Raw genomic sequence first — 23,536 nt, forward strand, 5'->3', positions numbered from 1 at the left:
TCGGCGCGCCGCCCGGATCGGCGGTTCTGTCCGTTTATGGTGGTTTTTCATGAAGCGACGGACCCTGCTGGCGGGCGCCGGCACGGCACTCACCCTGACGGCCGCCACGTCCTACTCCCAGCTGCGACCCGCCGACGTTCCGGTGCTCCCGGACGCCCCGGCCGGCGACGAGCGGCTGGAGCAGCGCGTCTCGCGCGCCCGGGGCCGTACGGTCGACTTCTGGACGGCCGTGCCCGCCGGCCACGGTGACGGGCGCGGCCTGCCGGTGTGCCTGGTCCTGCACGGCGCGTCGAAGACGGCGGCGGACTTTCCCGCGCTGGGCCTGGCGCGCTTCCTGACCGATTCCGTACGCCGCGGCAACGCGCCCTTCGTCCTCGCCGGCGCCACCGGCGGCCGGCTCGGCTGGCGCCCGGGGCCTGCCGACGACCCGCAGCGGATGGTGCACGAGGAGCTGCCGGCCTGGTGTGCCGAGCGGGGCTTCGCGACGCGTTCCTTCGCCGTGCTCGGCTGGTCGATGGGCGGCGCGGGGGCGCTGCTGCTCGCCGAGACCTTCCCCGGCTTCGTCCACTGCGCCGCCGCCCTCTCCCCCGCCCTCGCCGCGGGGGATGAGGCGTTCACTCGCGCGGGGGCATTGCGCGGCGTCCCGGTCGGACTGTGGTGCGGCACGGACGACGGCCTGGCCGACACGGCGCGCGCCTTCGAGAAGGTGTTGCCGCAGCCCAAGGCCGCCGGCACCTACGAGCCCGGGCGCCACAACTTCGGCTACTGGAGCCGGTGCCTGCCCGCGGTGTGCGACCTGGTGGCGCGAGTGAATCCCTAGGGGGCTTTACCGGACAGGCGGCGCTTCCGTACCGTCATTACTCAGTGCAACGGTTCCATAACGCTTGGAGGATCACCAATGCGTCGTGCCGCTGTCGTCGCCGCCCTCGTCGCCGCCGCGCTGTGGGTTGCCGCCCCCGCGCAGGCCTTCGCCCACACCAACGTCCACAATGCCACCCTGCACGCCGTGCTGGACGGCCTCACCCTGGCCGTCGCCTCGGCGCCGGTCTGGACCGCGCTGCTGTGGCGCGGTTCCCGCCGCTGGCTGCTCGCCGGGCTGGTGGCGATCGTGCAGATCCCCGTCGCGATCATCGGCTTCGTGCCGATCGTGCACCCCGGGCTGCACCTGGCCCTGTTCGCCCTGGCGCTCGGCCTGACCGGCGCCTCGCTCTACGTGGTCCGCCGCGAGCCCGTCCCGGCCCCGGCGCGCATCGACTCGTAGACCCACTCGCCCGCGGGGGTGCGGACGGCCAGGCCGGTCACCTCGTCGCCCGGCCCGGCCCGCAGGATCCGCACCACCGGGCACCCGGGGGTCTCCGGGTGCCAGAACCCCGCCGGGTCCCGCACCGCCGAGAACGCGCAGTGCTCCTCGTCGGTCCAGCCCCAGGCGAGGAGCACGTCCCGCCCGCCGAGGGAGTACCGCCCCGCCGACGCGACGCGGTCCCCCTCGGTGCGGTGGAAGAACTCGGCTCGCAACCCCGGCACGGCCACGCCCTCGAAGGCGGCGTTGAGCACGGTGCGGTGCGGGCTGTAGGTGTCCAGATCGGGCAACGGCACCCGCCGAGCCTGCCACGATCTTGCCGTTTTGTCGGTGAGCAGCGCGAATGTGGATCCCTTCGGGCGACCCCGGGAACTTTCCGCAACCGCGTACCACTGTCCCCGCTCGACAGATCCGGTCGGAAGCGCCAGACTCGTGCGCGCCATTCACGTTCGACCGGGAGCTGTTTCCAACCATGCGTCGTCGCGCCGCCAGCCTGATCACCGCCACCGTCCTCGCCGCCTCCCTCGCGGGGTGCAGCCACGGCAACCCGATCTGGGGTGACCCGGAGGCGGCGCCGGCCTCCACGGCGGCGACCACCGAGGCCGCGGCGCCCGAGGCCACCGCCACCCCCAAGAAGACCACCGCCGCGAGCGGCTCCTGGAAGCCCTGCGGCAAGGACTGCGCCGACGTCGCCGACGACACCTGCGACGGCTTTTACGCCGCGCGCGCCAACAGCCGCGGCGCGCTGCTCGACATGATGATCCAGGACGACTTCCAGATCGACCAGGACCGCATCAAGGACTGCCCCCGCTTCGCCGCCGACTGGAAGGTCGCCCTGGCCGGCTTCGGCGAGGGCACGCTGCAGGTGGGCTCGGACGTCCAGCCCGGCACGTACGTGACCACGGCGAACCTGAGCGGCAAGAAGGTCCTCGAGTGCTTCTGGGAGCGCCGCGACGCCGCCGGCGCGCTGGTGGGCAGCGACACGATCGCCACGGCCACGAAGGTGACGGTCACCATCAAGCCCGGCGACAAGACCTTCACCAGCCAGGGCTGCGGCAACTGGATCCCGGCCTGAGCCGTGTCCGTACGTACCGCTGCCGTCGCGACGCTCCTGCTGCTCCTGCCCCTGGCCGGCTGCACGACAGGCTCCGCGGCCGGACCGTCCGCGGGTGCCTCTCCCGGGCCGGTGAAGCCGCCGCCGGCCGTGCCGGACGAGCTCGCCCGCTACAAGTACGACGGCAGCCGCACCACCGCCGTCCGCTCCACGACGGACGCGCTGGCCGGCACCGAGTACGCGCTGGAGGGCGCCTGCACCGGGCCGGCCGAGGCGACGTTCGTCGTGAGCGAGGCCGGCACCACCACGATCGCAACCGTCACCGTCCCCTGCGACGGCTACGCCCACCTGACCGGCGTGGGCGCCGAACTGCCGGACCCCCCGCTGCAGATCGACCTGAACCTCGCCGGCGTGACCAGCGCCTGGGCCGTCCTGGCCCCCGCCGGCGCGGTGGAGCAGGTCAGGCGCTGACGGTCGTGGGGCGCCGGTGGCGCAGGGGGATGCTGCGGGTGACGGCGGCGCGGGCGCGGCGGGTCAGCTCGGTGCGCCACAGCCACCTGATGTCGCGGCCGAAGGACCAGGTCAGGGTCGTCAGGGCGACGAGCAGGGCGAGCAGGTTGAGCGCGTGCGGGAGCAGGTTCGCCGTGACCAGGACCAGGACCACGCCCTGGAGGGCGGCGACGACCTTGCGGGAGAACTTCGGGGGCAGGGCGGCACTCAGCCAGGGCGCGGCCCAGGCGGCGGCCACGAAGGCGTACCGGAAGGCGCCGATGGCGATCGTCCACCAGCCGTACCCGCCGGCCAGGTAGACGCTCAGCACCAGGATCAGGAACGCGTCGATCTCCATGTCGAAGCGGGCGCCGAGCGGGCTCGACGTGCCGGTGCGGCGGGCGACCTGGCCGTCGACGCCGTCGAGGGCGAGGGCCACGCCGACCAGGGTGACCGTCAGGGCGACCGGGACGTGCTGCTGGAAGGACGTGACGACCAGTGCGGTGACGCCGCCGACGAGGACCGCGCGGAAGAGCGTCACCGTGTTGGCGGGGCCCAGCACGCGCATCCCGCCGCGCCGCAGGCCGGCCTGGAGGAACAGGCACAACGCGACCGCGTACGCCGTACCGGCGAGCCACCCGGCAGCCGTCACGCCCGCGGTGGCCGCCAGCGCGGCGGTCAGCAGGAAGTGTGCCGCCAAGCCCGCGAGCGGACCGCGGCCCGAGCGAGCTGTCAGTGTGCCGATACTCATGGTCACCGTTCCTTCGGGAGGAGCAAGATCGGGTTCCCGTATGGTTGCCGTCGCCGGAGAACACGTTGCCCCGGCTCGATCGGTTCATCCCCGGGAGAAGGAGATCGTTGTGCAGGGTGAGGCGTTCTGGGTGGCGGAGCCCGGCCGCGGCGAGCTCCGGACGGCCGAGGTCCCCGAGCCGGGCCCGGGCGAGGTCCTGGTCCGGACCCTGCACTCGGGCGTCAGCCGGGGCACCGAGACGCTGGTGTTCCGCGGCGGCGTACCGGCGAGTCAGCACGACGTCATGCGCGCGCCGTTCCAGGAGGGGGACTTCCCGGGCCCCGTCAAGTACGGCTACCTGAACGTCGGCGTGGTCGAGCGCGGCCCGGCGCACCTCACCGGGCGTACGGTCTTCTGCCTCTACCCGCACCAGACCCGTTATGTGGTCCCCGCCGACGCCGTGACCGTGGTCCCCGACGACGTGCCGGCCGCCCGCGCGGTGCTGGCCGGGACCGTCGAGACCGGGCTCAACGCGCTCTGGGACGCCGCCCCGCTGATCGGCGACAAGATCAGCGTGGTGGGTGCGGGCATGGTCGGGGCGAGCGTGGCCGCGATCCTGTCCCGCTTCCCGGGCGCCCGGGTGCAGCTGGTCGACGCCGATCCCGGGCGCGCCGGCCTCGCCGCCGCCCTGGGCGTCGAGTTCGCCCTGCCGGCCGACGCGACCGGCGACTGCGACCTGGTGATCCACGCGAGCGCCACCTCGGCCGGGCTCACCCGCTCGCTGGAGCTGCTGGCCACCGAGGGGACGGTCGTCGAGCTCAGCTGGTACGGCGACCGGGAGGTCAGCGTGCCGCTCGGGGAGTTCTTCCACTCGCGGCGCCTGGTGGTGAAGAGCAGCCAGGTGGGCGGGATCGCCCCGGCGCGGCGCGGGCGGCGCACCTATGCCGACCGGCTCGCCACGGCACTGGGGCTGCTCGCCGACCCCGCGTTCGACGCGCTGCTGACCGGCGAGTCCGCCTTCGCCGAGCTGCCGGCGATCATGCCGAAGCTGACGTCCGGCGAGCTGCCGGCCCTGTGTCACCTGATCACTTACGGAAAGGACGGAGAGTAGATGTTCAGCGTCACGGTCCGTGATCACATCATGATCGCGCACAGCTTCCACGGGGAGGTGTTCGGCCCGGCCCAGCAGCTGCACGGCGCCACCTTCGTCGTGGACGCCACCTTCAAGCGCCCCGAGCTCGACGCCGACAACATCGTCGTGGACATCGGCCTCGCGCTGCAGGAGCTCAACGCGATCTGCAAGGCGCTGAGCTACCGCAACCTGGACGACGAGCCGGACTTCGCGGGCATCAACACGTCGACGGAGTTCCTTGCCAAGGTCATCGCGGACCGGCTCGCGGCGAAGGCGGCCGGCGGCGAGCTCGGGCCGGGCGCCGGCGGGCTCACCGGGATCGCCGTGACGTTGCACGAGTCACACGTCGCGTGGGCGAGCTACGAGCGGGATCTGTGACCTCGACGCTGTACGCGGTGCTGCCGGGCGGGATCGACGACCCGGCGGCGCCGAGCGGCGGGAACACGTACGACCGGCGGGTCCTGGCGGGCCTGTCCGCCCGGCGTGCGGTGCACGAGATCCGGGCGCCCGGGTCGTGGCCCACGCCGGCGGCCGCGGACGAGGAACGGCTGGCCGCGGCGCTGGGAGCGCTCTCCCCCGGAGCCACGGTGCTGCTCGACGGGCTGGTCGCCTGCGCCGCCCCGGGAGTGATGGAAGCACAGCGGCGGCGGCTCACGCTCGTCGTGCTCGTGCATCTGCCGCTGGGCGACGAGCCCGGGGCGGATCCGGCGCTGACGGCCGGCGAGGGGCGGGCCCTGCGCGCGAGCTCGCGGGTCGTCGCCACCAGCACCGCCGCGGCCCGGCGCGTCGAGCAGCTGCACGACCTGCCGCACGGGTCGGTCCACGTGGCCCCGCCCGGCGTGGACCCCGCGCCGGTGGCGGCGCCCTCGGAGGCCGGCAACCGGTTGCTGTGCGTCGCCGCGATCACCCCCCGCAAGGCGCAGGACGTCCTGGTCGAGGCGCTCAGCGTGGTCGATGACCCGCCGTGGCGGTTACGCTGCGTAGGTTCGCTCGACCGGGACGCCGGTTTCGCCGCGCGGGTGCGGTCCGTCAGTGACCGGGTGGAGTTCCCGGGACCGCTGACGGGGACTGCGCTGGGCGCGGCCTACGCGAGCGCGGACCTGCTTGTGCTGCCGTCGCGTGCGGAGACGTACGGGATGGTGGTCACGGAGGCGCTCGCCCGGGGCGTGCCCGTGCTCGCCACGCGCGTGGCGGGCGTACCGGAAGCGCTGGGCGCGGCCCCGGACGGCCGGTTGCCGGGCGATCTGCTGCCGCCGGGCGACCGCCCGGCCCTGACCGGCGCCCTGCGGCGCTGGCTGACCGATCCCGGCCTGCGTGGCGAGTGGCGGTCCGCGGCCCTGGCCCGCCGCGGCACCCTGCGCGGCTGGGACGAGACGACGAGACGACTGAGCGAGGTACTCCCATGACTGGCGAATTCAGCACCGACTGGCTGCTCCTGCGCGAGCCCGCCGACGCGGCGGCCCGCGCGACCGACCTGGCCGGGCTGGTGAAGTCCGAGGGCGAGCTGGTGATCCGCGACCTGGGCTGCGGCGCCGGGTCGATGGCCCGGTGGCTGGCCCCGCTGCTGCCCGGCCCGCAGCGGTGGGTGCTGCAGGATCGCGACCCCGCCCTGCTCGCGTACGCCGCCGCGCACCTGCCCGCCGCCACGGCGGACGGCAGCCCCGTGACGGCCGAGACAGTCGAGCAGGACGTCGCCGCGCTGACCCCGGCCGACCTCGCCGGGGTGAGCCTGGTCACCTGCTCGGCGCTGCTCGACCTGTTCACCGCCGACGAGGTCACCGCGCTGGCCGCGACGCTCGTGGCCGCCCGGACGCCCGCCCTGTTCACGCTGACCGTGGCCGGCGAGGTGACGCTCGACCCGCCGCACCCGCTCGACGAGCAGGTGACCGCCGCGTTCAACGACCACCAGCGCCGCCGTACGGGTGACCGCTGGCTGCTCGGCCCGGAGGCGGTCGGGGCGGCCGCCCAGGCGTTCGCGCAGGCCGGGGTGTCCGTGACGACGCGGCCCAGCCCGTGGCGGCTCGGCGCCGAGCAGCGGGAGCTCATCCTGGCGTGGCTGCGCGGCTGGGTCGCCGCGGCCGCCGAGCAGCGCCCTGAGCTGCAGCTGGACGGCTATCTGGCGGCCCGGTCGGCGGCCGCCGGGGCGGGCGAGCTGCGCGTGACGGTCGGCCACCAAGATCTTTACGCCCAGATCGACTGAACCGAGCGCCCCCCGCCGGACGTGTAGTGGATGACGGACGGTGGAACCTTAAGGGGCGAGACGCATGAAGCGATCGATCTGGGCGTGGGCCCGGTTGCTCGGCGGGGTGGCGATCCTGGGCGTGCTGATCTGGCGCGTCGGCACGGGAGCCTTCGCCGACGGGCTGCGCATGATCGACGCGACCACGCTCGGCGCCGCGTTCGCGATCGGCGTCGCCACCACGGTCTTCAGCGCCTGGCGCTGGTGTCTCGTCGCCCGGGGCCTGGGCCTGCGCCTGGGACTCCGGACGGCGGTCGCCGACTACTACAAGGCGCTGTTCATCAACGCGGCGCTGCCGGGCGGCGTGCTCGGGGACGTCGACCGCGCGGTGCAGCACGGCCGCGAGGAGGGCGACGTGGCGCGCAGCGTGCGGGCCGTGGTGCTGGAGCGCACGGCCGGGCAGGTCGTGCTGGTCACCGTCGGGCTGGCGGTGCTGCTGACCGTACCGTCGCCGGTGTTGACCGCCCTGCGCGAGCACGGACGGTGGGTCGCCCTGGCGGCCGGGGCCCTCGCCCTGGTCGCGGCCGTCGCGGTGCTCGCGGCGGGCCGGCTGCGCCGGGGAGCGTCGCGCAAGGCCCGGGCGATCCGGACCACCCTCGCCGAGGTACGCACGGGCCTGCTCAGCCGCCGCAACTGGCCGGGCATCGTGCTCGCGTCGACGGTCGTGCTCGCCGGGCACCTCGCCACCTTCGTGGTGGCCGCCCGCGCCGCCGGCTCGGAGGCGTCGACGCTGCGCCTGGCGCCGCTGATGCTGCTGGCGCTGCTCGCCATGACGCTGCCCGTCAACATCGGCGGCTGGGGCCCGCGCGAGGCCGTCACCGCCTGGGCGTTCGGGGCGGCGGGGCTGAGCGCGGCGCAGGGCCTGACGATCGCGGTGATCTACGGGGTGTTCGCCTTCGTGGCCGCCGTGCCCGGGCTGGCCGTCATCGCGGCCCGCGCCCTCGCCAGCCTGCGCGCCCGGGCGGCGGCGCCCGCGCTGGTGCCGACCGTCACGGCGCTGCCCGTGGTGGCGGTCGTCGTGCCTGATCACCGCGGTGTTCCGGCGGGCCGGCCGATGCGGGAGCTGGTCGGCACCGGTGCGTGAAGGTGCCGTCACCCGGACGGGGGATTATCTTGAGCAGGTGACCAACCGCCCGTACGTGCTGCTCAGCTGCGGCATGTCGCTCGACGGCTATGTCGACACGGCGGGCGACGAGCGGCTGCTGCTGTCCAACGACGCGGACTTCGACCGGGTCGACGAGGTGCGCGCCACGTGCGACGCGATCCTGGTCGGCGCCGGCACGGTCCGCAAGGACAACCCGCGCCTGCTGATCCGCGACGAGACCCGGCGCAAGGAGCGCATCGCGCGCGGCGAGCAGCCCGACCCGGTCAAGGTCACCGTCACCGGGTCGTGCGCGCTCGACCCCTCGGCCCGGTTCTTCACGCTCGGCGACAACGACAAGCTGGTCTACTGCGCGACCCCGGCGCTCGCCCAGGCACGGGCCCGGCTGGCCGAGGCCGCCACGGTAATCGACGGCGGCGACCCGGTCGACCTGGCCCGCGTCACCGCCGACCTCGCCGCCCGGGGCGTCCGCCGGCTGATGGTCGAGGGCGGCGGCACGATGCACACCCAGTTCCTGACCGCCGGTCTCGCCGACGAGCTGCAGCTGGTCGTCGCGCCGTTCTTCGTCGGCGACTCGGCGGCGCCCCGCTTCGTCGGCGACGGCCGGTTCCCGTGGGGGCCGCACCGCCGCGCGACGCTCGCCGAGGCGCGGCCCATCGGCGACGTCGTGCTGCTGCGCTACGCGCTCTCCGACCGGTTCGCTTCTTGATCACGACACATGGGGGACGGATGTCGGACACACCGGGCATGGCGGCGGCCTCGATCCGGACACGAGTCACGGTCCCGCTGCGCTTCGCCGACGGCTATGCCACGACCGCGCGGGTCTTCACCTTCACCGGCCTGGCCGACGGCCGGGAGCACCTGGCCCTCGGGCTGGGCGACTGGGAGCAGGCGATCGCCGACGGCGCGCCGCTGGTCCGCCCGCACAGCGAGTGCCTGACCGGCGACGTCTTCGGCAGCCAGCGCTGCGACTGCGGCCCCCAGCTGCGCGAGGCGGCCGAGCGCATCACCGAGGCCGGCGGCCTGCTGCTCTACCTGCGCCAGGAGGGCCGGGGCATCGGGCTCTACGCGAAGCTCGACGCCTACGCCCTGCAAGAGGCCGGCCTCGACACCTACGCGGCCAACCGGGCCCTGGGCCGCGGCGAGGACGAGCGGGACTACGGCGTGGCGGCGCAGATGCTGCTGGCGCTCGGCGCCGAGCGGATCCGGCTGCTGAGCAACAACCCGGACAAGGCGGCGCAGCTCCAGGCCTACGGGGTCGAGGTCAAGGAGCGCATCCCGACCGGCGTCCACGTCTCCCCCGCCAACCGGCGCTACCTGGCGACCAAGGCGACACACACGTCGCACACGCTCGACATTCCCGGCCTCTGAGCGCGGGCCTCCGCCTCCCGCGCCGCATCGCCGCCTCCCGCGGCCCGGGGCTTTCGCGGCCCTTCCTCCCACCGCGTCTGGCGGACCGCGGCATCGGGTCGCGCGGCGCGGCGCGGCGCTGCCTTCGCCGGGTCTCGCGGACCGCGGCGTCGGGTCGCGCGGCGCGGCGCGGGGTCTGGCGGGCTGCGGGGTCTGGCGGGGCGGGGGGTCTGGCCCCGGGCGGGTGGACACGCCCGGTGACAGGTGCGACACGCGGCATCGGGCACGATGATGGCCGGAGACGTCGACGGAAGCCGGGTGTGATGGACGAGGAACAGCCGACCGCCGCGGAGCTGGTGGCCTCGGCCACCGAGCAGGTGCCGTTCATCGTCATCCTGTGCGAGGGCCCCGACCTGCGCCTGGTCTACGTCAACGCGGCCACCCGCGCGATGGTCCCCGGCCGCGAGACCGTGGGCCTGACGCTGGCCGAGGCGTTCGCCGACGTCGCGGGCCAGCAGTGGATAGACATGTACTCGGGCGTCTACCGCACCGGCACCCCGATCACCGGGGCCGAGTGGCGGGCCACGCTGGCCGTGCCCGGCGGGATCCACGAGATCTACGCGAACTTCTCCATCACCCCGTGGCGCGACGCCGGCGGGACGATCCGCGGGGTGATCGGCGCCGGGTTCGACGTGACCGCGATCGTCCAGGCCCGGCTGGCGGCCGAGAGCCAGGCCGACCAGCTGCGGGAGCGCTACGAGCAGACCCGCGACGTGGTGATCGCCCTGCAGCGGGAACTGCTGCCGGCGGGCGTACCCGTGCTGCCCGGCCTGCGCGTCGCGGCCAGTTACCTGCTCGCGAACAGCGCCCAGGGCGCCGGCGGCGACTGGTTCGACGTGGTGCCCGGCCCCGGCGGGACGGTGGCGCTGGTCGTCGGCGACGTCGTGGGCCACGGGGTCACCGCCGCCGGCGTGATGGGGCAGCTGCGCGCGGTGCTGTGCGACCGGCTCGACAGCGGCAGCGATCCCGCCGAGGCGCTGCGGGCCGCGGACCGCCTGGCGCGCCGGGTCGGCGCGGCCCATGCCGCCACGGTGTGCGTCGCCGTGCTCGGCCCGGACGGCGACGTGCGCTACTGCACCGCCGGCCATCCCCCGCCGCTGCTGCTGGCGGCCGGCGGCGGCGGTACGCGTTATCTGCCGCCCACCGGCGCCACGCCGCTCGGCACCGGCCCGGCCACCGGCGCGTTCGAGCTGCGCGCGGCGCGGCTGGAGGTCGGGGACATGCTGCTGCTCTACACCGACGGGATCCTCGAGCGCCCGGGCGTCGACCTGGCCGACAGCCGTGACGAGCTCGCGCGGGTGGCGGCGACCGCGGCGGCGGGCAAGGCCCTGCACAGCCCCGGGGAGACTCCGGTCGAGCGGGTGTGCGGCCAGAGCGTGGAGCTGCTCGTCCGCGCCACGGGGCATCGCGACGACATCACGCTGCTCGCGGCGCAGCGCTCGGAGCCGCTCGCCGGCCTCGACCTGAGCCTGCCCGCCGAGCTGACGTCCCTGCGCGCCGCCCGGCTGGCCCTCGCCGACTGGCTGACCCGGGCGGGCGCCACGAGCGACGACGCGTTCACCCTCCAGCACGCGCTCGGCGAGCTGCTCACCAACGCGATCGAGCACGCCTTCGACGGCGAGCTGGGCCGCGACGACGTACGGCTGCGGGTGCGGCTCACCGCCGCGGGCGAGGTCGACGCCGAGATCACCGACCACGGCACCTGGCGCGAGCCCGCCCGCCAGTCGATCCGCGGCCGGGGCCTCGCCCTCACGTCCCAGCTGGTCGGCGATCTCACCGTGACGCCGGGCCCCACCGGCACCGTCGCGACCGTCCGCCACCCGCTGTGCCGCCCGGTCCGCTCGCCCGTGCTGAGCGACCATCCCCGGCCGCCCGCCCCCGACGAGCCGCTGGCCCTGACCGAGGAGGGCGCGGACCGGCTGGCGGCGACCGGCGCGATCGACGCCGCCGACGCCGCCCACCTGCGTCAGGAGCTGCTGCGCCGGGGCCGCGGCGGGAACCTGCCGCTCACGGTCGACCTGTCCGGCGTCACCCACCTGGCCAGCGCGGGCGTCTCGGCCCTGCACCACGTGGCCGAGCAGCACCGCAAGCAGGGCACCACCCTCGACCTGGTCGCCGCCGACGGCAGCCCGGCGCAGCAGGTGCTCGCCCTGGTGGCGCTGCCGCACCGGACCGCCGATCCCGTCAAGGGACCCGCGTGATCATTCGGCGGGACAGACGCTGCCGCGCGGAGGCACGGTCAGATCCAGCAGGTACGCGTCCACCGCCGCCGCGACACAGGCGCGCTTGTACGTGCCGTGCCCCGCACCGGCGTACGTGAGCAGGACGCCGGAGCGGCCGAGTTGCCGGGCCACCGACCGCGTCCAGTTCCAGCCGACCGCCGGGTCGTGCCGTGCGCCCAGTTGCAGGACCGGGGTGCGCGTGTGCACGTCGAGGCGGTGCTGCGGGTTCGCCACGGGCAGGTCCCAGCCCAGGCACGAGCTGATGGCGAACACCCCGGCGGAGTAGCGGAAGTCCCGGGTACGCGACTGGCGCAGCAGCCGGTCGTACTCGGCGAAGTCCCGCACCGGCAGCGCCCAGTCCGCGCACATCACCGGCGTGACCATCGGCGGGGCGCCGCGCTTGTCCGCCGGCAGGTTCCGGTCGAGGTTGTCGATGGTCGTGGCCAGGTCCGCGTACGAGGGGCTGTAGAGCCGCGCGTGCGCGTTGATCGTCAGGTCCCACACCGACCAGCCCTGCAGCCCGCCCCGGTCGGCGCGCGCGTTGATCCGGGCCCAGACGGCGTGCACGTCCTGCCCGTGCAGTGCGCAGGCCTCCGCCCCGGCACACCACCGGGCGAACGCGTCGAAGGAGTCCTGCAGCGCCCACGCCTGCGACGTGAGGAAGCCCTTCGTGTCGCGGCTGTGGTCGACGGCGCTCTCCAGCACGAGCGCGCGGACCCGGCCCGGGTAGCGCTCGGCGTACTGCTCGCCCAGCAGGGTCCCGTACGAGCTGCCGTGGAAGGTCAGCCGCGACTCGCCCAGGGCGGCGCGCAGGGCGTCGAGGTCGCGTACGGTGCTGGCGGTGTCGGCGTGGTCCCACAGCTCGCCGTACCGGTCGCGGCAGTCCTCCCACGCGGCGCGGTTGGCGGCGCGCAGCGTGGTGAACTCGGTCTGGCTGGTCACGACCGGGGAGACGCCGGTCGGGCACGGCATGGCGTGGCTGCCACCCACACCGCGCGGGTCGAAGCTGACGATGTCGAAGCGGCGCAGCAGCTCGTCGCTGAACCGGTCGATCTGCTGCGCGGTCGTCAGCCGGGCGACGCCCGAGTCGCCGGGGCCGCCCGGCCCGAAGACCAGCGTGCCGGCGCGGACCGCGGGGTCGGCCCGGTGGCGGGCGACCGCGAAGCCGAACGTGGGCCCGTCCGGCCGGGACCAGTCGACGGGCAGGGTGAGGGTGGCGCACTCGGTGCCGATGTCCGTGCCGGCACAGGGTGTCCACTGCGGCGCATTCGTGCCGGCGTGAGCCGGGAGCGACGCGCTCGTGCCGGCGCGGGCCGGGAGCGGCGCGCTCGTGCCGGCGCGAGCCGGGAGCGGCGCCAGGACGACGGCAGCGGTCACCGCCGCCGCGAGGGCGGATCGAAGAAATGCCATGCCGTGATGCTTCCCTCACGCCACGCCCCGGGAAATCCGGAACACACCGGAGTTGATCCCCTACGGGTCGGCATATCGTCGGGGTATGACGACTGTCGACTTCTACTTCGATCCGGCCTGCCCGTTCGCCTGGATCACGTCCCGTTGGATCCTCGAGGTCAAGAGCCTGCGCGAGCTGGACCTGCGCTGGCACGTCATGAGCCTCTACGTGCTCAACGAGGGCCGCGACCTCGACGAGCACTACCGCACGTCCGTCGACCGCTCGCTCGGCACGGTCCGCGTGGTCACCGCCGCCTGGCAGCAGCACGGCGACCAGGTTCTCGAGCCGCTCTACACCGCCCTCGGCACCCGCTATCACAACCAGGGCCGCCGCGACGACCTCGAGGCGGTCCGCGCCGAGGCGCTCGCCGAGGTCGGCCTGCCCGCGTCGCTGGCCGCGGCCGCCGACAGCGACGAGTACGACGCCGCCCTGCGCAAGAGCCACCACGAGGGCATGGACCCGGTCGGCCCGGACGTCGGCACCCCCACCATCCACATCGACGGCGTCGCCTTCTTCGGCCCGGTCCTCAGCAGCATCCCCCGCGGCGAGCAGGCCCTCCGCGTCTTCGACGGCGCCGTGGCGCTGTCGAGCTACCCGGACTTCTTCGAGCTCAAGCGCACCCGCACGGGCGGCCTGAACTTCGAGTGACCCGCACCCGGCCGCCGCGGTCCTCCACCGAGGGCGAGCGGCGGCCCCCGCCCTCCCGCGCAGCGGCCCGGGCTCCCGCGCGACGGGCCGCCTCCCGCGGCGGCGTTACGCGGGTCGATGCCGAGCGATCCACCCCTCGACGTCGTCGCCGAGCCACACCTTGCCCTGGACGAGGTCGGCGACCGGTGCGGGAAAGTCGCTCCGGTGGGTGATCTGATACACCCGCTGGCGGCTCACCCCGCCGAGCCGCAAGCGAACTTCGTGGGCGCCCATGAGCCGTTCAACTGCTTCTGTCATACGCATCACCATAGGCGTGCAGCAAGTAGTCACTCGCCGGGTCGGCCGCGCGGGTGTGGTCGCCGGCCCTTGCGCGGGGCCGATGGCAGCAGCTCCGGGACGTGGGCGGGGCCACTGGCGGCAGCGCCGCGACGTGCGCGGTGCCAATGGCGACAGCGCCGGGACGTGCGCGGCGATCGTGGCAGCGCCGGGGCCGGCCGGCATCAGCTCGCTGCGAGGGTGTCGAGGACCTGCTGGCCGTACTTGGCGAGCTTGTTCTCCCCGACCCCGCTGATGGCGGACAGCTCCGCGAGCGACCCCGGCCGCGCCACGGCGATCTGCCGGAGGGTGGCGTCGTGGAAGATGACGTATGCGGGGAGGCCGGCCTCCTTGGCCGCCGCCGCGCGCCACTCGCGCAGCTTTTCGAACACCTTGGCGGCGGCCGGGTCCAGGTCCGGGGCGGGCGCGGCGCCGGACGACGCGCGGCGGGCCCGTGGGGCGCGGGCGGCCTTCTCCGGCTCGCGGCGCATCATGACCTCGCGCTCGCGGCGCAGCACCGAGGCGCTGGCGTCGGTGAGGGTGAGCACGCCGTACTCCCCCTCGACGGCGAGCAGCCCCTGGGCGAGCAGCTGCCGGACGACCCCGCGCCACTCCTGCTCGCGCAGGTCGGCGCCGATGCCGAAGACCGACAGCTCGTGATGGCGGAACTGGGTGACCTTCTCCGTCGTCTTGCCGAGCAGGATGTCGATGGACTGCCCGGCGCCGAACTTCTGCCCGCGCTCGCGCTGCAGCCGCAGGACGGTGGACAGCAGCTTCTGCGCGGCGACCGTGCCGTCCCAGGACTCCGGCGGCGTCAGGCACGTGTCGCAGTTGCCGCAGGCGGGGTCGGCGGGCTGCCCGAAATAGGCGAGCAGCTGCGCCCGGCGGCACTGGACGGTCTCGCAGAGGGCCAGCATCGCGTCGAGGTGCGCGGCGAGGTTGCGGCGGTGGGCGAAGTCACCCTCCGAGCTCTCGATCATCTTGCGCTGCTGGACGACGTCCTGCAGCCCGTACGCCAGCCAGGCCGTCGACGGCTGCCCGTCACGCCCGGCCCGCCCGGTCTCCTGGTAATAGCCCTCGACCGACTTGGGCAGGTCGAGGTGGGCGACGAACCGCACGTCCGGCTTGTCGATGCCCATCCCGAAGGCGATCGTCGCGACCATGACCAGCCCGTCCTCGCGCAGGAAGCGGCTCTGGTTGGCGGCGCGCGTGCCGGCGTCGAGCCCCGCGTGGTAGGGCAGGGCGGGGATGCCGTTCTGCACCAGGAAGTCGGCGATCTTCTCCACCGAGGCGCGCGACAGGCAGTAGACGATGCCCGCGTCGCCGGCGTGCTCGTTCCGCAGGAACTCCAGCAGCTGCCGCTTGGGCTCCTGCTTGGGCACGATGCGGTACTGGATGTTGGGCCGGTCGAAGCTGGCCGTGAAGTGCCGCGCGCCGGTCAGCTCGAGCCGGGTCGCGATCTCTTCGCGGGTGGCGCTGGTGGCCGTCGCGGTGAGCGCGATGCGGGGCACGTCGGGCCACTGCTCGTGCAGGATCGACAGGTTGAGATAGTCGGGCCGGAAGTCGTGACCCCACTGCGACACGCAGTGCGCCTCGTCGATGGCGAAGAGCGCCACCTTGCCCCGGTGCAGCAGCTGCTGCACGCCGAAGGTGCCCAGCCCCTCGGGCGCCACGTAGAGCAGGTCGAGCTCGCCCGCCGTGAAGAGCTGCTCGGTGCGCCGCCGCTCGGCCGGCTCCTGCGTCGAGTTGAGGAAGCCGGCCCGGACGCCGAGCGTGCGCAGCGCGTCGACCTGGTCCTGCATCAGGGCGATCAGCGGCGAGATCACCACGCCGGTGCCCGGCCGGACCAGCGCGGGGATCTGGTAGCACAGCGACTTGCCGCCGCCGGTGGGCATGAGCACGAGCGCGTCGCCACCACCGGCGACGTGCTCGATGATCTCTTGCTGCTCGCCACGGAACGCGGCGTAGCCGAACACGCGCTGCAGCACGGTCTGGGCACGGTCGGCGACGGTCAGGGCGGAAGTCACCCCGCGAGTTTAGAGACTCCCCCCGACAAGAAGCGCACTCAGCGCACGTCGACGAAGATCGGGTTCGTGTAGAGCCACGTGTCCCGCCACGGATCCCCGTCACCCGGCGTGTGCGCGATCGGCCCGTGCGGGTCGATCGTGCTGCCGAGCAGGCCGGCGCCGTGCCGCTTCCCGTCCGAGCCGCGCAGCCGCAGATAGCTCGGCTCCCCCGCCGTGAACGACCACCGCAAGCTGCGCCGGAAGGAGTCGAAGGTCGCGACGACCCGCGTGTCCGGCGCCCGCCACGAGTCCCGGTCCCGGGCCGACCCCCGCACTGTGCCCCGGATCACGTCCAGGTGCGCCAGCGACGGGACGACGCCGTGGAAGTTCGGCCGCGTGGCACCGGTCACCGTGACGGACAACGTCAGCCGCTCGCCCCGCCGCGCGGACAGCCGGCCGCCCAGGGTCACCGAGCGCCCGCTCGCCGAGGTCAGCCGCACGTCGAGGCCGTCGACCAGCTGGCCGTGGTCGACCCAGACGCGGCCGGCGCGCAGGCCCGCGAGCACCTCGCGGTAGCCGTAGCGGGTCACGCCTACGTGCGTACGGCTGAACTGTCCCGGCCAGAAGTCGCTGCCGGCCTGCGGCGTCCCGGTGTCGACCGGGTCCGGCACCTTGCCCGTCGAGTCGAACGTCGCGCCCGCCGGCCAGTCGCCGTTGCGCAGCGTGTCGTACACGGTCCGGTGGTTGTCGGAGTTGCTCGTGATCGAGAAGAGCTTGCCCTCGGCGAGCAGCGCGTCCCACATGCCGCCCACGGTCGCGGTCATCCAGTCGAAGCCGCCGTAGGTGACGTACGCCTCGGCGGGGTAGCCGGGGAACGAGTCGGCGGACGGCTTGTTCTCGTACTCGCCGCGGATGCTCGCCGCCCCGCGCAGGCCGGGCAGGGCCGCACCCTGGGCGCCGGGCGCGCCCTCCATGCCGATCATGAGCCCGGGCGCGGCGTCGCGCCAGGCGCGCAGCTCGTGCGGGCTGTCGATGCCCAGCCGCGACGGATGGTTGGCCACGACCACGGCATCCTTGCCGGAGGCCGCCAGCCACCTGAGCGCCGCGACGGCCAGGGTCTCGTCGGCGGAGGGGAGCAGCTTGCCGTCGTACGCCCGCTCGAACTCCCGCAGGACCTCCGCCTCGGCCTCGCCGGGAGCCGTGACGACGGTCGCGTGCTCGGCGCCCGGGATGTACCACTCGAGGCCCTGGAAGATGAGCATGCGCGGGTTCTCGGCGCGGGCCTTCAGGATGTCGGCGCGCTCCGCCGTGGCCCCGAACCGGTCGTGACCGAAGTTACTGTGTTCCGTGCATGCCATCCAGTCGAGGCCGAACTGGGCGCCCCGGGCCGCGGCCTGCGCCACCGTGTACTTCGCGTCGTGGCTGTACTGGGTGTGCACGTGGTGGTCGCCGACCAGGTAGACCACCTCCGGGTCGCTCGGGGCGGTCGCGTGCGCGGCCGGCGTCTCCCCCAGCCCGGCGGCCGCGAAGCCCGCGCCGAACAACCCCGCGCGGCGCAGCAAGGTGCGCCGGTTCACCCCCTGCGGGTCCAATGCCGACACGGGTACGGCCGGATCGGCCCACTCAGGAATCAAGCCCATGCCGCGCGAGGCTAGGGGCGGCCGGCGACCGCCATCGGTCCACCGCGCGAACGCCGGGCGAAATCAAGATCAGCAAGAGCACGGCAACCCCGGCGTACGTGTTGGCGCCCACCGCCGCGAGCGGTCCCGAGCCGCCGTCCCACCAGATCCACACCACACTGCTGCAGAGTACGAACCACAGCGTCACCAGCACGGCGACCCGGCGCACCAGGAACAGCGCCGGCAGCAGCCACACCAGGTGATGCACCCAGGTCACCGGGCTGATCAGGCACGCGAGCACCCCGGTCAGCGCGCAGCCGGTGAGCGGGTCGGTGCCGCGCACCCGCACGTACCAGACGAGCAGCGCCGCCGCGACGAGCAGCACCCACCACCGCGGGTCGAGATCCAGGCGGGCGGCCACGCCGCGCAGGGACTGATTGGACACGTACGCCGTCCGGCCGACCCGGCCCGTGTCCCACACCGCGGCCGTCCAGAAGGTCCGGGAGGCCTCCGGCGCCGCGACCGCGGTCACGATCGTCGCGCCGGCCGCCGTCCCCGCCGCGACGGCCGCCGCCCGGAAGCGCCGGGTCACCAGCAGCCAGACGACGAACACGGCGGGCGTGAGCTTGATCGCCGCCGCCAGTCCGATGCCGGCGCCGGCCCAGCGCTTCCCCGCGACGAGCCCGCGGGCGTCGAGGCACACGAGCAGCAGAAGCAGCAGGTTGACCTGACCGAAACTGAACGTGTCGCGTACGGGCTCGAGCAGCAGCACGGCGAGCCCGGTCAACGCGGTGACCCACCACGCCCGCGCCCCGAGCCACCAGCGCAGCAGCACGACGACGGCCGCCGCGTTGGCCAGCAGGGACAGGGCCACCGCCACCGGCCGCGGAGGGAGGGCGAGCGGCTCAGGACGAGCGCGGCGAACGGCGGGTAGGTGAACCCGTACACCGTGCCGGCGAACCGGAAATCGTAGAGGCGGCCGCCGTCGAGCAGCCACCAGCGGATCGCGCCACGATAGACGTCCAGGTCGAAGAAGTGCCGGAACAGGGGGACGGTCACGAGGAACGTCCCGGTCGCCAGGGCTGCCGCGGCGACGAGCAGGATCTTCTTCACAGGGCCGGCCGCCGTTGCGGGGCGCGGGTCGTGGCCAGGGCGAGGGTCGCGATCCCCAGGACCACGCCGAGGGTGGCCAGGCGGAACTCGTCCTGGTCCGCCGCGTAGCCGTCGGGCAGCACGGCCAGCGTCAGCACCGCGCACGCCGGGGCGAGCCACCGGTGCGCCGCGGGCAGGGACACGGCGAGCGGCAGGAGCGCCCACAGCAGGTACCACGGGCGCAGCGCCGGACCGAAGACGACCACCGCCAGCAGGACCAGGCCGAGGGCGGCCACCGGCTGCATCCGGTACGCCAGCAGCGCCACGGCGACCACGGCCAGCGCGCCCGCCCAGCGCCACAGGGCGACCGGGTCTCCGCCGGTCACCGCCGCCGTGGCTCGGCCGAGGACGCTCGTGAGGGACCAGTTGCCGGGCGACACCGGCGTGCCCAGGGCGGTGATCCAGGCGTACCCGAAGCCGGTGAGCTCTCCCACAGCCACCGTGACCGCCGCACCCACCGCGCCGACCGCGGTGATCGCCCGGACCGCGGTCGTCCCGCGCTGCGCGGTCCAGATCAGGGCGACCGCCGCGAGCCCGGCCGCCGCCGGCACCTTGACCAGCGCCGCGAGCGAGACCAGCACCGCGCCGAGCAGCGGCCGGCGCCGCACGGCCGCGGCCAGCCCGACGGCCAGCAGCCCGACCGTCAGCGCGTCGTTGTGCGCGCCGGAGACCAGGTGGATCAGCACGAGCGGGTTGAGCACGACGAGCCACCACGCGCGAGCCTGATCGACGCGGCCCGCCCGCGCCAGCACCGGCACGGCGAGCGCGGCCAGCGCCACGCCCCCGGCCGCCACGAGCCGCATGCCCGTCACCCCGGCGCCCAGGTGCGTGCCCGTGACCGCGGTGACCGTGCGGGAGACCAGGAGCCACACCGGCCCGTACGGGCTGGGCGTGTCCTGCCACAACGCGGGCACCTGCTCCGCCACCGGGCCACCGAGCGCCGACGGCCCGTGCTCGTACACGTCGATCCCGCCGCCGGCCATCAGCCCCTGCGCGAGATAGCTGTACACGTCCCGGCTGAACAGCGGCGGCGCCAGCACGAGCGGCGCGGACCACAGCCCCAGCGTCGCCCAGCGCCGGGCGGGTGTGGCCGGGCCGCAGCGGCCGTACCACCACCAGCCGAGCACGAGCAGGGTCAGCCCGGCGTACGCGCACACCAGCCCGGTCCGCCCGAGCGGTCCCGCCGCCGCGACGAGCAGCGCCCCCGCGCCCCCGGTGGCCGTCGCCAGGGCATGATCGTTGCGCACGGCCGCACGCTCTCAGCCCGAGGTGTCCGGCGGCGGTCCCGGGCGTGGCCGCCCGATGACTGCTCGGCGGCACGCCCGTCCTGTCAAGCGGGCCCGACGGAGTTCTGCTGTCAGCTCGACCGCGTGGTGGTGACGACGACGGTGCCGAGCGATGCGGTGAAGCTGCCGCCGGCCGCGTCGATGGCGGCACCGAGGGCGTCGAGGAGGGGCCGGAGCCGCTCCGGCGGGAGCCGCGTGTAGAGGCCCTGGGTGGGCACCTGGTCGAGCCACTCGTCGCGGGTGTAGACGTGGTCGCGCGCGAAGCGCCAGATCTCCGGCTCGCCGAGGCCCGCCGTGGCCCGGATGCCGTCCTCCGCGGTGCCGGCCATCGCCGCGTACGCCTGAGCGGCGCTCCCGGGCAACGGGAACTCGGGCATGAACCGCGTGTGCGCCTCGGCGAACGCGTCGCGGATCGGCGCCGGGGGCTCGAAGACGTTCCAGAAGATCGCGAGGCGCCCGCCCGGCCGGAGCACCCGCGCCGCGGCGGCCGCGCCGGCCACCGGGTCGATCCAGTGCCAGGTCTGCCCGGAGACGACCACATCGAACGTACGCCCGGCGGGGTCCCACCGCTCGAACGGCGACACCTCGACATCGGTGCCCAGCCGTCGCGCCACGGCGGCCATGCGCTCGTCGACGTCGACGCCGAGGACCGTACCTCCGGCGCTCTGGAACTGCCTGGCCGCGATGCCTGTGCCGCAGCCGACATCGAGCACCGCGGGATGCTCGCCGGCGCCCGCGAGGACCCGCGTGATCATCTCGTCGGGATAGCGCGGGCGGGACCGGTCGTAGCGCTCGGCGTCCGTGCCGAACGACTCCGCCGCCTGCCGCTCCTCGTACAGCTTCCGCTCCGGAATGGGCATGCGCCCACTCTAAGTGGGCGAGCGCCCATTCCGCTACTGGGACAATGTCGGTATGCCGACCGGGACCGCGCTACGCGACGTACGCCGCCAGCTCTTCGAGGCCGCCGAACGCGTCCTGCTCCAAGGCGGCGCCGAGGCGCTTACCAGCCGCGCCGTCACCACCGAGGCGGGCTGCGCCAAGGGGGTCCTGCACAGGCACTTCGCCGACTTCGACGCGTTCCTCGCCGAGCTCGTCGAGGAGCACCTGGCCCGGCTCCGCGCCCAGTCGGCCGAGCTGACCGCGGCGGCCGGCACGGGATCCGTCACGGAGACCGTGACCGCGGCCCTGACCTCGGCATTGACGCCGGTGCCGCTGGCGCTGACAAGCCTGATCATCTTCCGGGACGGGCTGCGCGCGCGGCTGCGGCAGGCCGGGCACAAGGGGCTGCCGCTGCCCGCCGAGACCGGCCGGATGATCGCCGGCTATCTCGCCCGGGAGCAGGAGCTGGAGCGGCTGCCCGCCGGCCTCGACGCCGCGACGGTGGCGCTCACCCTCGTCGGCACCGCCCACCTGCTCTTCGCCGGCGACGAGGGTGACCCGGCCGCCGGCCTCGCCAAGGTGGTGCACGGCGCCTTGGCGAGGCCGGCGCCGCCCGGCTCGGGGTGAGTGCACGTGGATGGCTGGGTGGGGTGATGGCTTGGTGCGGTGATGGCTTGGTGGGGTGATGGCTTGGTGCGCGTCCCTGGTGCCGACCCAGGTCTGCCCGAAGGCGGCGGCTTTACAGGCCGCTGGACGTGCCGCCGTCCACGACGCGCAAGTACCCGGAGCGCGATTCGAACGCGCACTGGCGCCGTCCTGAGCGGCGTGCCTCTGCCGTTGGGCTACCCGGGCAAGATCTGTCCGGTCCCCTCGGGACCGGGGTGCTGCGTGCCCTCGGCGCGATTCGAACGCGCACTGGCGACGTCCTCAACGTCGGGCCTCTGCCGTTGGGCTACGAGGGCGTGATAGGTCACCGCTCCGCGCCGCCACCAAGAGTGGGTTGCGGCGGCACGGACCGGGGTGACGAGCGGTCGGCCGGGATCGAACCGGCGGCCTCCACCATGGCGAGGTGGCGCTCTTCCTCTGAGCCACGACCGCATGTCTTGCCATCCACTGTGGAGTTTTCTGGGATGCACCGCCACGGGGGCGGGTGGCACGGGCAGCAGGGCTTGAACCCGCATCTTCCGGATGTGGAGTCCGGTGCTCTGCCGGTTGAGCTACACCCGTAGGAGTGGTTCCTTCTCGGCAAGGCGTCGCTGCTCCGCGGCCGTCCCGCGCGGCAACCCGAGGCGAGCGTCCAGGGTGTGTCACCCCGGCGCCCTCGCGGTGGCCCGGCCGGAAGTGGCCGTCCCGCAGAAGAGCGCGAAGTGGCTGCCCCCGGAGAGCCGGAGGTGGCCGTCCCGCAGACCCGAAGTGGCCGTCCCGCAGATGAGAAAGCCGCCCGGCCCCGAATCGGGCGGACGGCGAGTGCGCTGGCCGAAGCCTAGCCGCGCCACCGGTCCCGATAGCCGTTACCGCCCAGCGGATAACCACCGCTCGGAAGGCGGTTGCTGCCCAGGGGACGGCCCTCGCCCAAGAGGTCGCCGGCGCCCGGCAGCGGCTGGCGGTCCAGGAGGTGTTGCGCTGCGGCATTGCTGTGCTGGCGCGACATCTGACTCTCCTCACTGGTCCGGCCGGTGCCTCCGGCTACGGGATCGGCTGCTGAGAACCAAGGTAGAGATCCGCCCGCCCCGCGACAACGCAATTATCCGACAGCCGCGACACGCCATACCCGGGCGGAAGGGCACACGGCTACGCGGCGGTTCGGGGGCTTCGGGCGAGTAGCCTTCGGTGGCGTGACAGCACGCCCCGGGCTCCGCGCGACGATCGTCTGCCTCGTGACGACGGCGCTGCTGGCCGCGTGCTCGGGTGGCGACGACGGCGACCGCGACGCCGGCGGGACAGGCTCCACGCAGGCGCCGTCCGGGGCGAGTCCGAGCAGTGCGGCCGCGGCGAGCGGGGCGCCCTCCGCCGTGGTGCAGGAGCGCACGATCGACGCCGCGGGCGACAAGTTGTGGCTGGGTGTCGAGCCGTTGGTGCGGCAGGGCGAGACCGTGGTGCTCACCGTGCGGGTGCGGGCCGAGACGGCGTCCTCGGCCGCCAGCCGGCACTTCTCGAGCGGCACGGTCAACGTCTTCGACGGCGGGCGCCTGGTGGACACCGCGGGCCGGCGTGTGTGGCCGGTGGCGGAGGACGCGTCCGGCGACTGCGTCTGCACCGGCTCGATGCGCCTCGAGCAGGGCGAGACGCAGCCCATGCAGGCCGCTTTCGCGGGGGTGCCGGCCGGGGTGGGGACGGCCTCGGTGATGCTGCCCTACGCGGGGGTGTTCGCCGACGTGCCGGTCGTGGCGGGCGAGGTGCTGACGCGCCGACGCTGCAGGTGCGTTACTCGCGGGCCCTCTAGGGAGGCGGGAACGCGTGACCGAGTTGATGCGGGGGCCCACCGGCTGCACGACAAGGGCCC

24 protein-coding genes and 4 tRNA genes are annotated in these 23,536 nt (G+C 74.4%); 15 read left to right on the forward strand and 13 right to left on the reverse strand.

Translation table 11 applies throughout. The features are described 5' to 3' along the window. Nucleotides 1-49 precede the first annotated feature (49 nt). Nucleotides 50-820: an alpha/beta hydrolase-fold protein gene (locus tag RBH18_RS33315; protein WP_306214453.1), complete on the forward strand. Its 771-nt coding sequence runs from the start codon at nt 50-52 to the stop codon at nt 818-820. Between the two features lie 78 nt (nt 821-898). Then, a complete protein-coding gene (locus RBH18_RS33320) occupies nt 899-1,261 on the forward strand; it encodes a hypothetical protein (protein WP_306214454.1) in 363 nt (120 codons plus the stop codon). Here RBH18_RS33320 and RBH18_RS33325 read toward each other — a convergent pair. Next, nucleotides 1,210-1,596 (reverse strand): hypothetical protein, encoded by a 387-nt coding sequence (locus tag RBH18_RS33325; RefSeq protein WP_306214455.1) that lies wholly within the window; start codon nt 1,594-1,596, stop codon nt 1,210-1,212. The two genes, RBH18_RS33320 and RBH18_RS33325, sit on opposite strands and share 52 nt — an antisense overlap. A 176-nt stretch (nt 1,597-1,772) precedes the next feature. On the opposite strand from RBH18_RS33325, the gene RBH18_RS33330 reads away from it, so the two are divergent. Together RBH18_RS33330 and RBH18_RS33335 are read left to right on the forward strand one after the other, a co-directional pair. Further along, complete coding sequence (locus RBH18_RS33330; protein WP_306214456.1) at nt 1,773-2,375, forward strand: hypothetical protein; 603 nt, start codon at nt 1,773-1,775, stop codon at nt 2,373-2,375. Between the two features lie 3 nt (nt 2,376-2,378). Next, on the forward strand, nt 2,379-2,825 hold the full coding sequence (locus RBH18_RS33335; RefSeq protein ID WP_306214457.1) for a hypothetical protein: 447 nt from the start codon (nt 2,379-2,381) through the stop codon (nt 2,823-2,825). Here RBH18_RS33335 and RBH18_RS33340 read toward each other — a convergent pair. Then, nucleotides 2,815-3,594 (reverse strand): CDP-alcohol phosphatidyltransferase family protein, encoded by a 780-nt coding sequence (locus RBH18_RS33340; protein WP_306214458.1) that lies wholly within the window; start codon nt 3,592-3,594, stop codon nt 2,815-2,817. The two genes, RBH18_RS33335 and RBH18_RS33340, sit on opposite strands and share 11 nt — an antisense overlap. 40 nt (nt 3,595-3,634) lie before the next feature. Between RBH18_RS33340 and RBH18_RS33345 the strand changes: the two genes are divergently transcribed. The 8 genes from RBH18_RS33345 to RBH18_RS33380 all read left to right on the forward strand — a co-directional run bounded on the left by RBH18_RS33345 (nt 3,635) and on the right by RBH18_RS33380 (nt 11,657). Then, nucleotides 3,635-4,684: a dehydrogenase gene (locus RBH18_RS33345; protein WP_372339031.1), complete on the forward strand. Its 1,050-nt coding sequence runs from the start codon at nt 3,635-3,637 to the stop codon at nt 4,682-4,684. Continuing rightward, nucleotides 4,685-5,083, forward strand: coding sequence for a 6-pyruvoyl trahydropterin synthase family protein (locus tag RBH18_RS33350; RefSeq protein WP_306214460.1), 399 nt, complete (start codon nt 4,685-4,687; stop codon nt 5,081-5,083). Continuing rightward, nucleotides 5,080-6,111: a glycosyltransferase family 4 protein gene (locus RBH18_RS33355; RefSeq protein ID WP_306214461.1), complete on the forward strand. Its 1,032-nt coding sequence runs from the start codon at nt 5,080-5,082 to the stop codon at nt 6,109-6,111. Before RBH18_RS33350 ends, RBH18_RS33355 begins: the two co-directional genes overlap by 4 nt. Next, complete coding sequence (locus tag RBH18_RS33360; RefSeq protein WP_306214462.1) at nt 6,108-6,905, forward strand: methyltransferase domain-containing protein; 798 nt, start codon at nt 6,108-6,110, stop codon at nt 6,903-6,905. The genes RBH18_RS33355 and RBH18_RS33360 overlap by 4 nt, the downstream gene beginning before the upstream one ends. A 64-nt stretch (nt 6,906-6,969) precedes the next feature. Beyond that, nucleotides 6,970-8,028 (forward strand): lysylphosphatidylglycerol synthase transmembrane domain-containing protein, encoded by a 1,059-nt coding sequence (locus RBH18_RS33365; RefSeq protein ID WP_306214463.1) that lies wholly within the window; start codon nt 6,970-6,972, stop codon nt 8,026-8,028. Nucleotides 8,029-8,065: 37 nt separating this feature from the next. Next, nucleotides 8,066-8,755 (forward strand): RibD family protein, encoded by a 690-nt coding sequence (locus RBH18_RS33370; protein WP_306214464.1) that lies wholly within the window; start codon nt 8,066-8,068, stop codon nt 8,753-8,755. A gap of 20 nt (nt 8,756-8,775) precedes the next feature. Continuing rightward, nucleotides 8,776-9,417 carry a GTP cyclohydrolase II gene (locus RBH18_RS33375; protein ID WP_306214465.1) on the forward strand — a complete coding sequence of 214 codons (642 nt, stop codon included), beginning with the start codon at nt 8,776-8,778 and terminating at the stop codon, nt 9,415-9,417. A 302-nt stretch (nt 9,418-9,719) separates the two neighbouring features. Next, nucleotides 9,720-11,657: a SpoIIE family protein phosphatase gene (locus RBH18_RS33380; protein ID WP_306214466.1), complete on the forward strand. Its 1,938-nt coding sequence runs from the start codon at nt 9,720-9,722 to the stop codon at nt 11,655-11,657. On the opposite strand, the gene RBH18_RS33385 is transcribed toward RBH18_RS33380, so the two are convergent. Then, nucleotides 11,658-13,088 (reverse strand): alpha/beta hydrolase, encoded by a 1,431-nt coding sequence (locus RBH18_RS33385; RefSeq protein ID WP_306214467.1) that lies wholly within the window; start codon nt 13,086-13,088, stop codon nt 11,658-11,660. Nucleotides 13,089-13,173: 85 nt separating this feature from the next. Between RBH18_RS33385 and RBH18_RS33390 the strand changes: the two genes are divergently transcribed. Beyond that, nucleotides 13,174-13,776, forward strand: a complete 603-nt coding sequence (locus tag RBH18_RS33390; RefSeq protein WP_306214468.1) for a mycothiol-dependent nitroreductase Rv2466c family protein — start codon at nt 13,174-13,176, stop codon at nt 13,774-13,776. Nucleotides 13,777-13,881: 105 nt separating this feature from the next. Here the strand turns inward: RBH18_RS33390 and RBH18_RS33395 are convergent, their stop codons facing one another. The 6 genes from RBH18_RS33395 to RBH18_RS33420 form a co-directional block, all read right to left on the reverse strand. Beyond that, nucleotides 13,882-14,073, reverse strand: coding sequence for a helix-turn-helix transcriptional regulator (locus RBH18_RS33395; RefSeq protein ID WP_306214469.1), 192 nt, complete (start codon nt 14,071-14,073; stop codon nt 13,882-13,884). 203 nt (nt 14,074-14,276) lie between these two features. Beyond that, nucleotides 14,277-16,118 (reverse strand): DNA helicase RecQ, encoded by a 1,842-nt coding sequence (gene recQ / locus RBH18_RS33400; protein WP_306214470.1) that lies wholly within the window; start codon nt 16,116-16,118, stop codon nt 14,277-14,279. A 38-nt stretch (nt 16,119-16,156) separates the two neighbouring features. Beyond that, a complete protein-coding gene (locus RBH18_RS33405; RefSeq protein ID WP_306214471.1) occupies nt 16,157-17,737 on the reverse strand; it encodes a PHP domain-containing protein in 1,581 nt (526 codons plus the stop codon). Continuing rightward, nucleotides 17,721-18,596 (reverse strand): glycosyltransferase 87 family protein, encoded by an 876-nt coding sequence (locus RBH18_RS33410; protein ID WP_372339032.1) that lies wholly within the window; start codon nt 18,594-18,596, stop codon nt 17,721-17,723. The genes RBH18_RS33405 and RBH18_RS33410 overlap by 17 nt, the downstream gene beginning before the upstream one ends. A 229-nt stretch (nt 18,597-18,825) precedes the next feature. Beyond that, complete coding sequence (gene mptB / locus RBH18_RS33415; RefSeq protein WP_306214473.1) at nt 18,826-20,115, reverse strand: polyprenol phosphomannose-dependent alpha 1,6 mannosyltransferase MptB; 1,290 nt, start codon at nt 20,113-20,115, stop codon at nt 18,826-18,828. A gap of 110 nt (nt 20,116-20,225) precedes the next feature. Further along, entirely contained in the window at nt 20,226-21,014 is a 789-nt protein-coding gene (locus tag RBH18_RS33420) for a class I SAM-dependent methyltransferase (RefSeq protein ID WP_306214474.1), read from the reverse strand. Between the two features lie 52 nt (nt 21,015-21,066). Between RBH18_RS33420 and RBH18_RS33425 the strand changes: the two genes are divergently transcribed. Next, complete coding sequence (locus RBH18_RS33425) at nt 21,067-21,660, forward strand: TetR/AcrR family transcriptional regulator (RefSeq protein ID WP_306214475.1); 594 nt, start codon at nt 21,067-21,069, stop codon at nt 21,658-21,660. Nucleotides 21,661-21,812: 152 nt separating this feature from the next. On the opposite strand, the gene RBH18_RS33430 is transcribed toward RBH18_RS33425, so the two are convergent. The 4 genes from RBH18_RS33430 to RBH18_RS33445 all read right to left on the reverse strand — a co-directional run bounded on the left by RBH18_RS33430 (nt 21,813) and on the right by RBH18_RS33445 (nt 22,260). Continuing rightward, a tRNA-Leu gene (locus tag RBH18_RS33430) sits at nt 21,813-21,885 on the reverse strand. A 37-nt stretch (nt 21,886-21,922) separates the two neighbouring features. Then, nucleotides 21,923-21,995: transfer RNA gene (locus tag RBH18_RS33435), tRNA-Leu, on the reverse strand. Between the two features lie 64 nt (nt 21,996-22,059). After that, nucleotides 22,060-22,131: transfer RNA gene (locus tag RBH18_RS33440), tRNA-Gly, on the reverse strand. A gap of 53 nt (nt 22,132-22,184) precedes the next feature. Next, a tRNA-Trp gene (locus RBH18_RS33445) sits at nt 22,185-22,260 on the reverse strand. 608 nt (nt 22,261-22,868) lie between these two features. On the opposite strand from RBH18_RS33445, the gene RBH18_RS33450 reads away from it, so the two are divergent. Next, nucleotides 22,869-23,536, forward strand: a 668-nt coding sequence (locus RBH18_RS33450) for a hypothetical protein (protein WP_306214476.1), incomplete at its 3' end; no start/stop codon positions are given.

The organism is Actinoplanes oryzae (assembly GCF_030757795.1).
GTDB lineage: Bacteria > Actinomycetota > Actinomycetes > Mycobacteriales > Micromonosporaceae > Actinoplanes.

What these genes read in the sequence shown, in the direction of transcription:
- RBH18_RS33315 (WP_306214453.1), top strand. Translation starts at nt 50, where the DNA reads ATGAAGCGACGGACCCTGCTGGCGGGCGCCGGCACGGCACTCACCCTG.
- RBH18_RS33320 (WP_306214454.1), top strand. Translation starts at nt 899, where the DNA reads ATGCGTCGTGCCGCTGTCGTCGCCGCCCTCGTCGCCGCCGCGCTGTGG.
- RBH18_RS33330 (WP_306214456.1), top strand. Translation starts at nt 1,773, where the DNA reads ATGCGTCGTCGCGCCGCCAGCCTGATCACCGCCACCGTCCTCGCCGCC.
- RBH18_RS33340 (WP_306214458.1), bottom strand. Translation starts at nt 3,594, where the DNA reads ATGAGTATCGGCACACTGACAGCTCGCTCGGGCCGCGGTCCGCTCGCG.
- RBH18_RS33345 (WP_372339031.1), top strand. Translation starts at nt 3,635, where the DNA reads ATGGTTGCCGTCGCCGGAGAACACGTTGCCCCGGCTCGATCGGTTCAT.
- RBH18_RS33350 (WP_306214460.1), top strand. Translation starts at nt 4,685, where the DNA reads ATGTTCAGCGTCACGGTCCGTGATCACATCATGATCGCGCACAGCTTC.
- RBH18_RS33360 (WP_306214462.1), top strand. Translation starts at nt 6,108, where the DNA reads ATGACTGGCGAATTCAGCACCGACTGGCTGCTCCTGCGCGAGCCCGCC.
- RBH18_RS33365 (WP_306214463.1), top strand. Translation starts at nt 6,970, where the DNA reads ATGAAGCGATCGATCTGGGCGTGGGCCCGGTTGCTCGGCGGGGTGGCG.
- RBH18_RS33375 (WP_306214465.1), top strand. Translation starts at nt 8,776, where the DNA reads ATGTCGGACACACCGGGCATGGCGGCGGCCTCGATCCGGACACGAGTC.
- RBH18_RS33380 (WP_306214466.1), top strand. Translation starts at nt 9,720, where the DNA reads ATGGACGAGGAACAGCCGACCGCCGCGGAGCTGGTGGCCTCGGCCACC.
- RBH18_RS33385 (WP_306214467.1), bottom strand. Translation starts at nt 13,088, where the DNA reads ATGGCATTTCTTCGATCCGCCCTCGCGGCGGCGGTGACCGCTGCCGTC.
- RBH18_RS33390 (WP_306214468.1), top strand. Translation starts at nt 13,174, where the DNA reads ATGACGACTGTCGACTTCTACTTCGATCCGGCCTGCCCGTTCGCCTGG.
- RBH18_RS33395 (WP_306214469.1), bottom strand. Translation starts at nt 14,073, where the DNA reads ATGACAGAAGCAGTTGAACGGCTCATGGGCGCCCACGAAGTTCGCTTG.
- RBH18_RS33405 (WP_306214471.1), bottom strand. Translation starts at nt 17,737, where the DNA reads ATGGGCTTGATTCCTGAGTGGGCCGATCCGGCCGTACCCGTGTCGGCA.
- RBH18_RS33420 (WP_306214474.1), bottom strand. Translation starts at nt 21,014, where the DNA reads ATGCCCATTCCGGAGCGGAAGCTGTACGAGGAGCGGCAGGCGGCGGAG.
- RBH18_RS33425 (WP_306214475.1), top strand. Translation starts at nt 21,067, where the DNA reads ATGCCGACCGGGACCGCGCTACGCGACGTACGCCGCCAGCTCTTCGAG.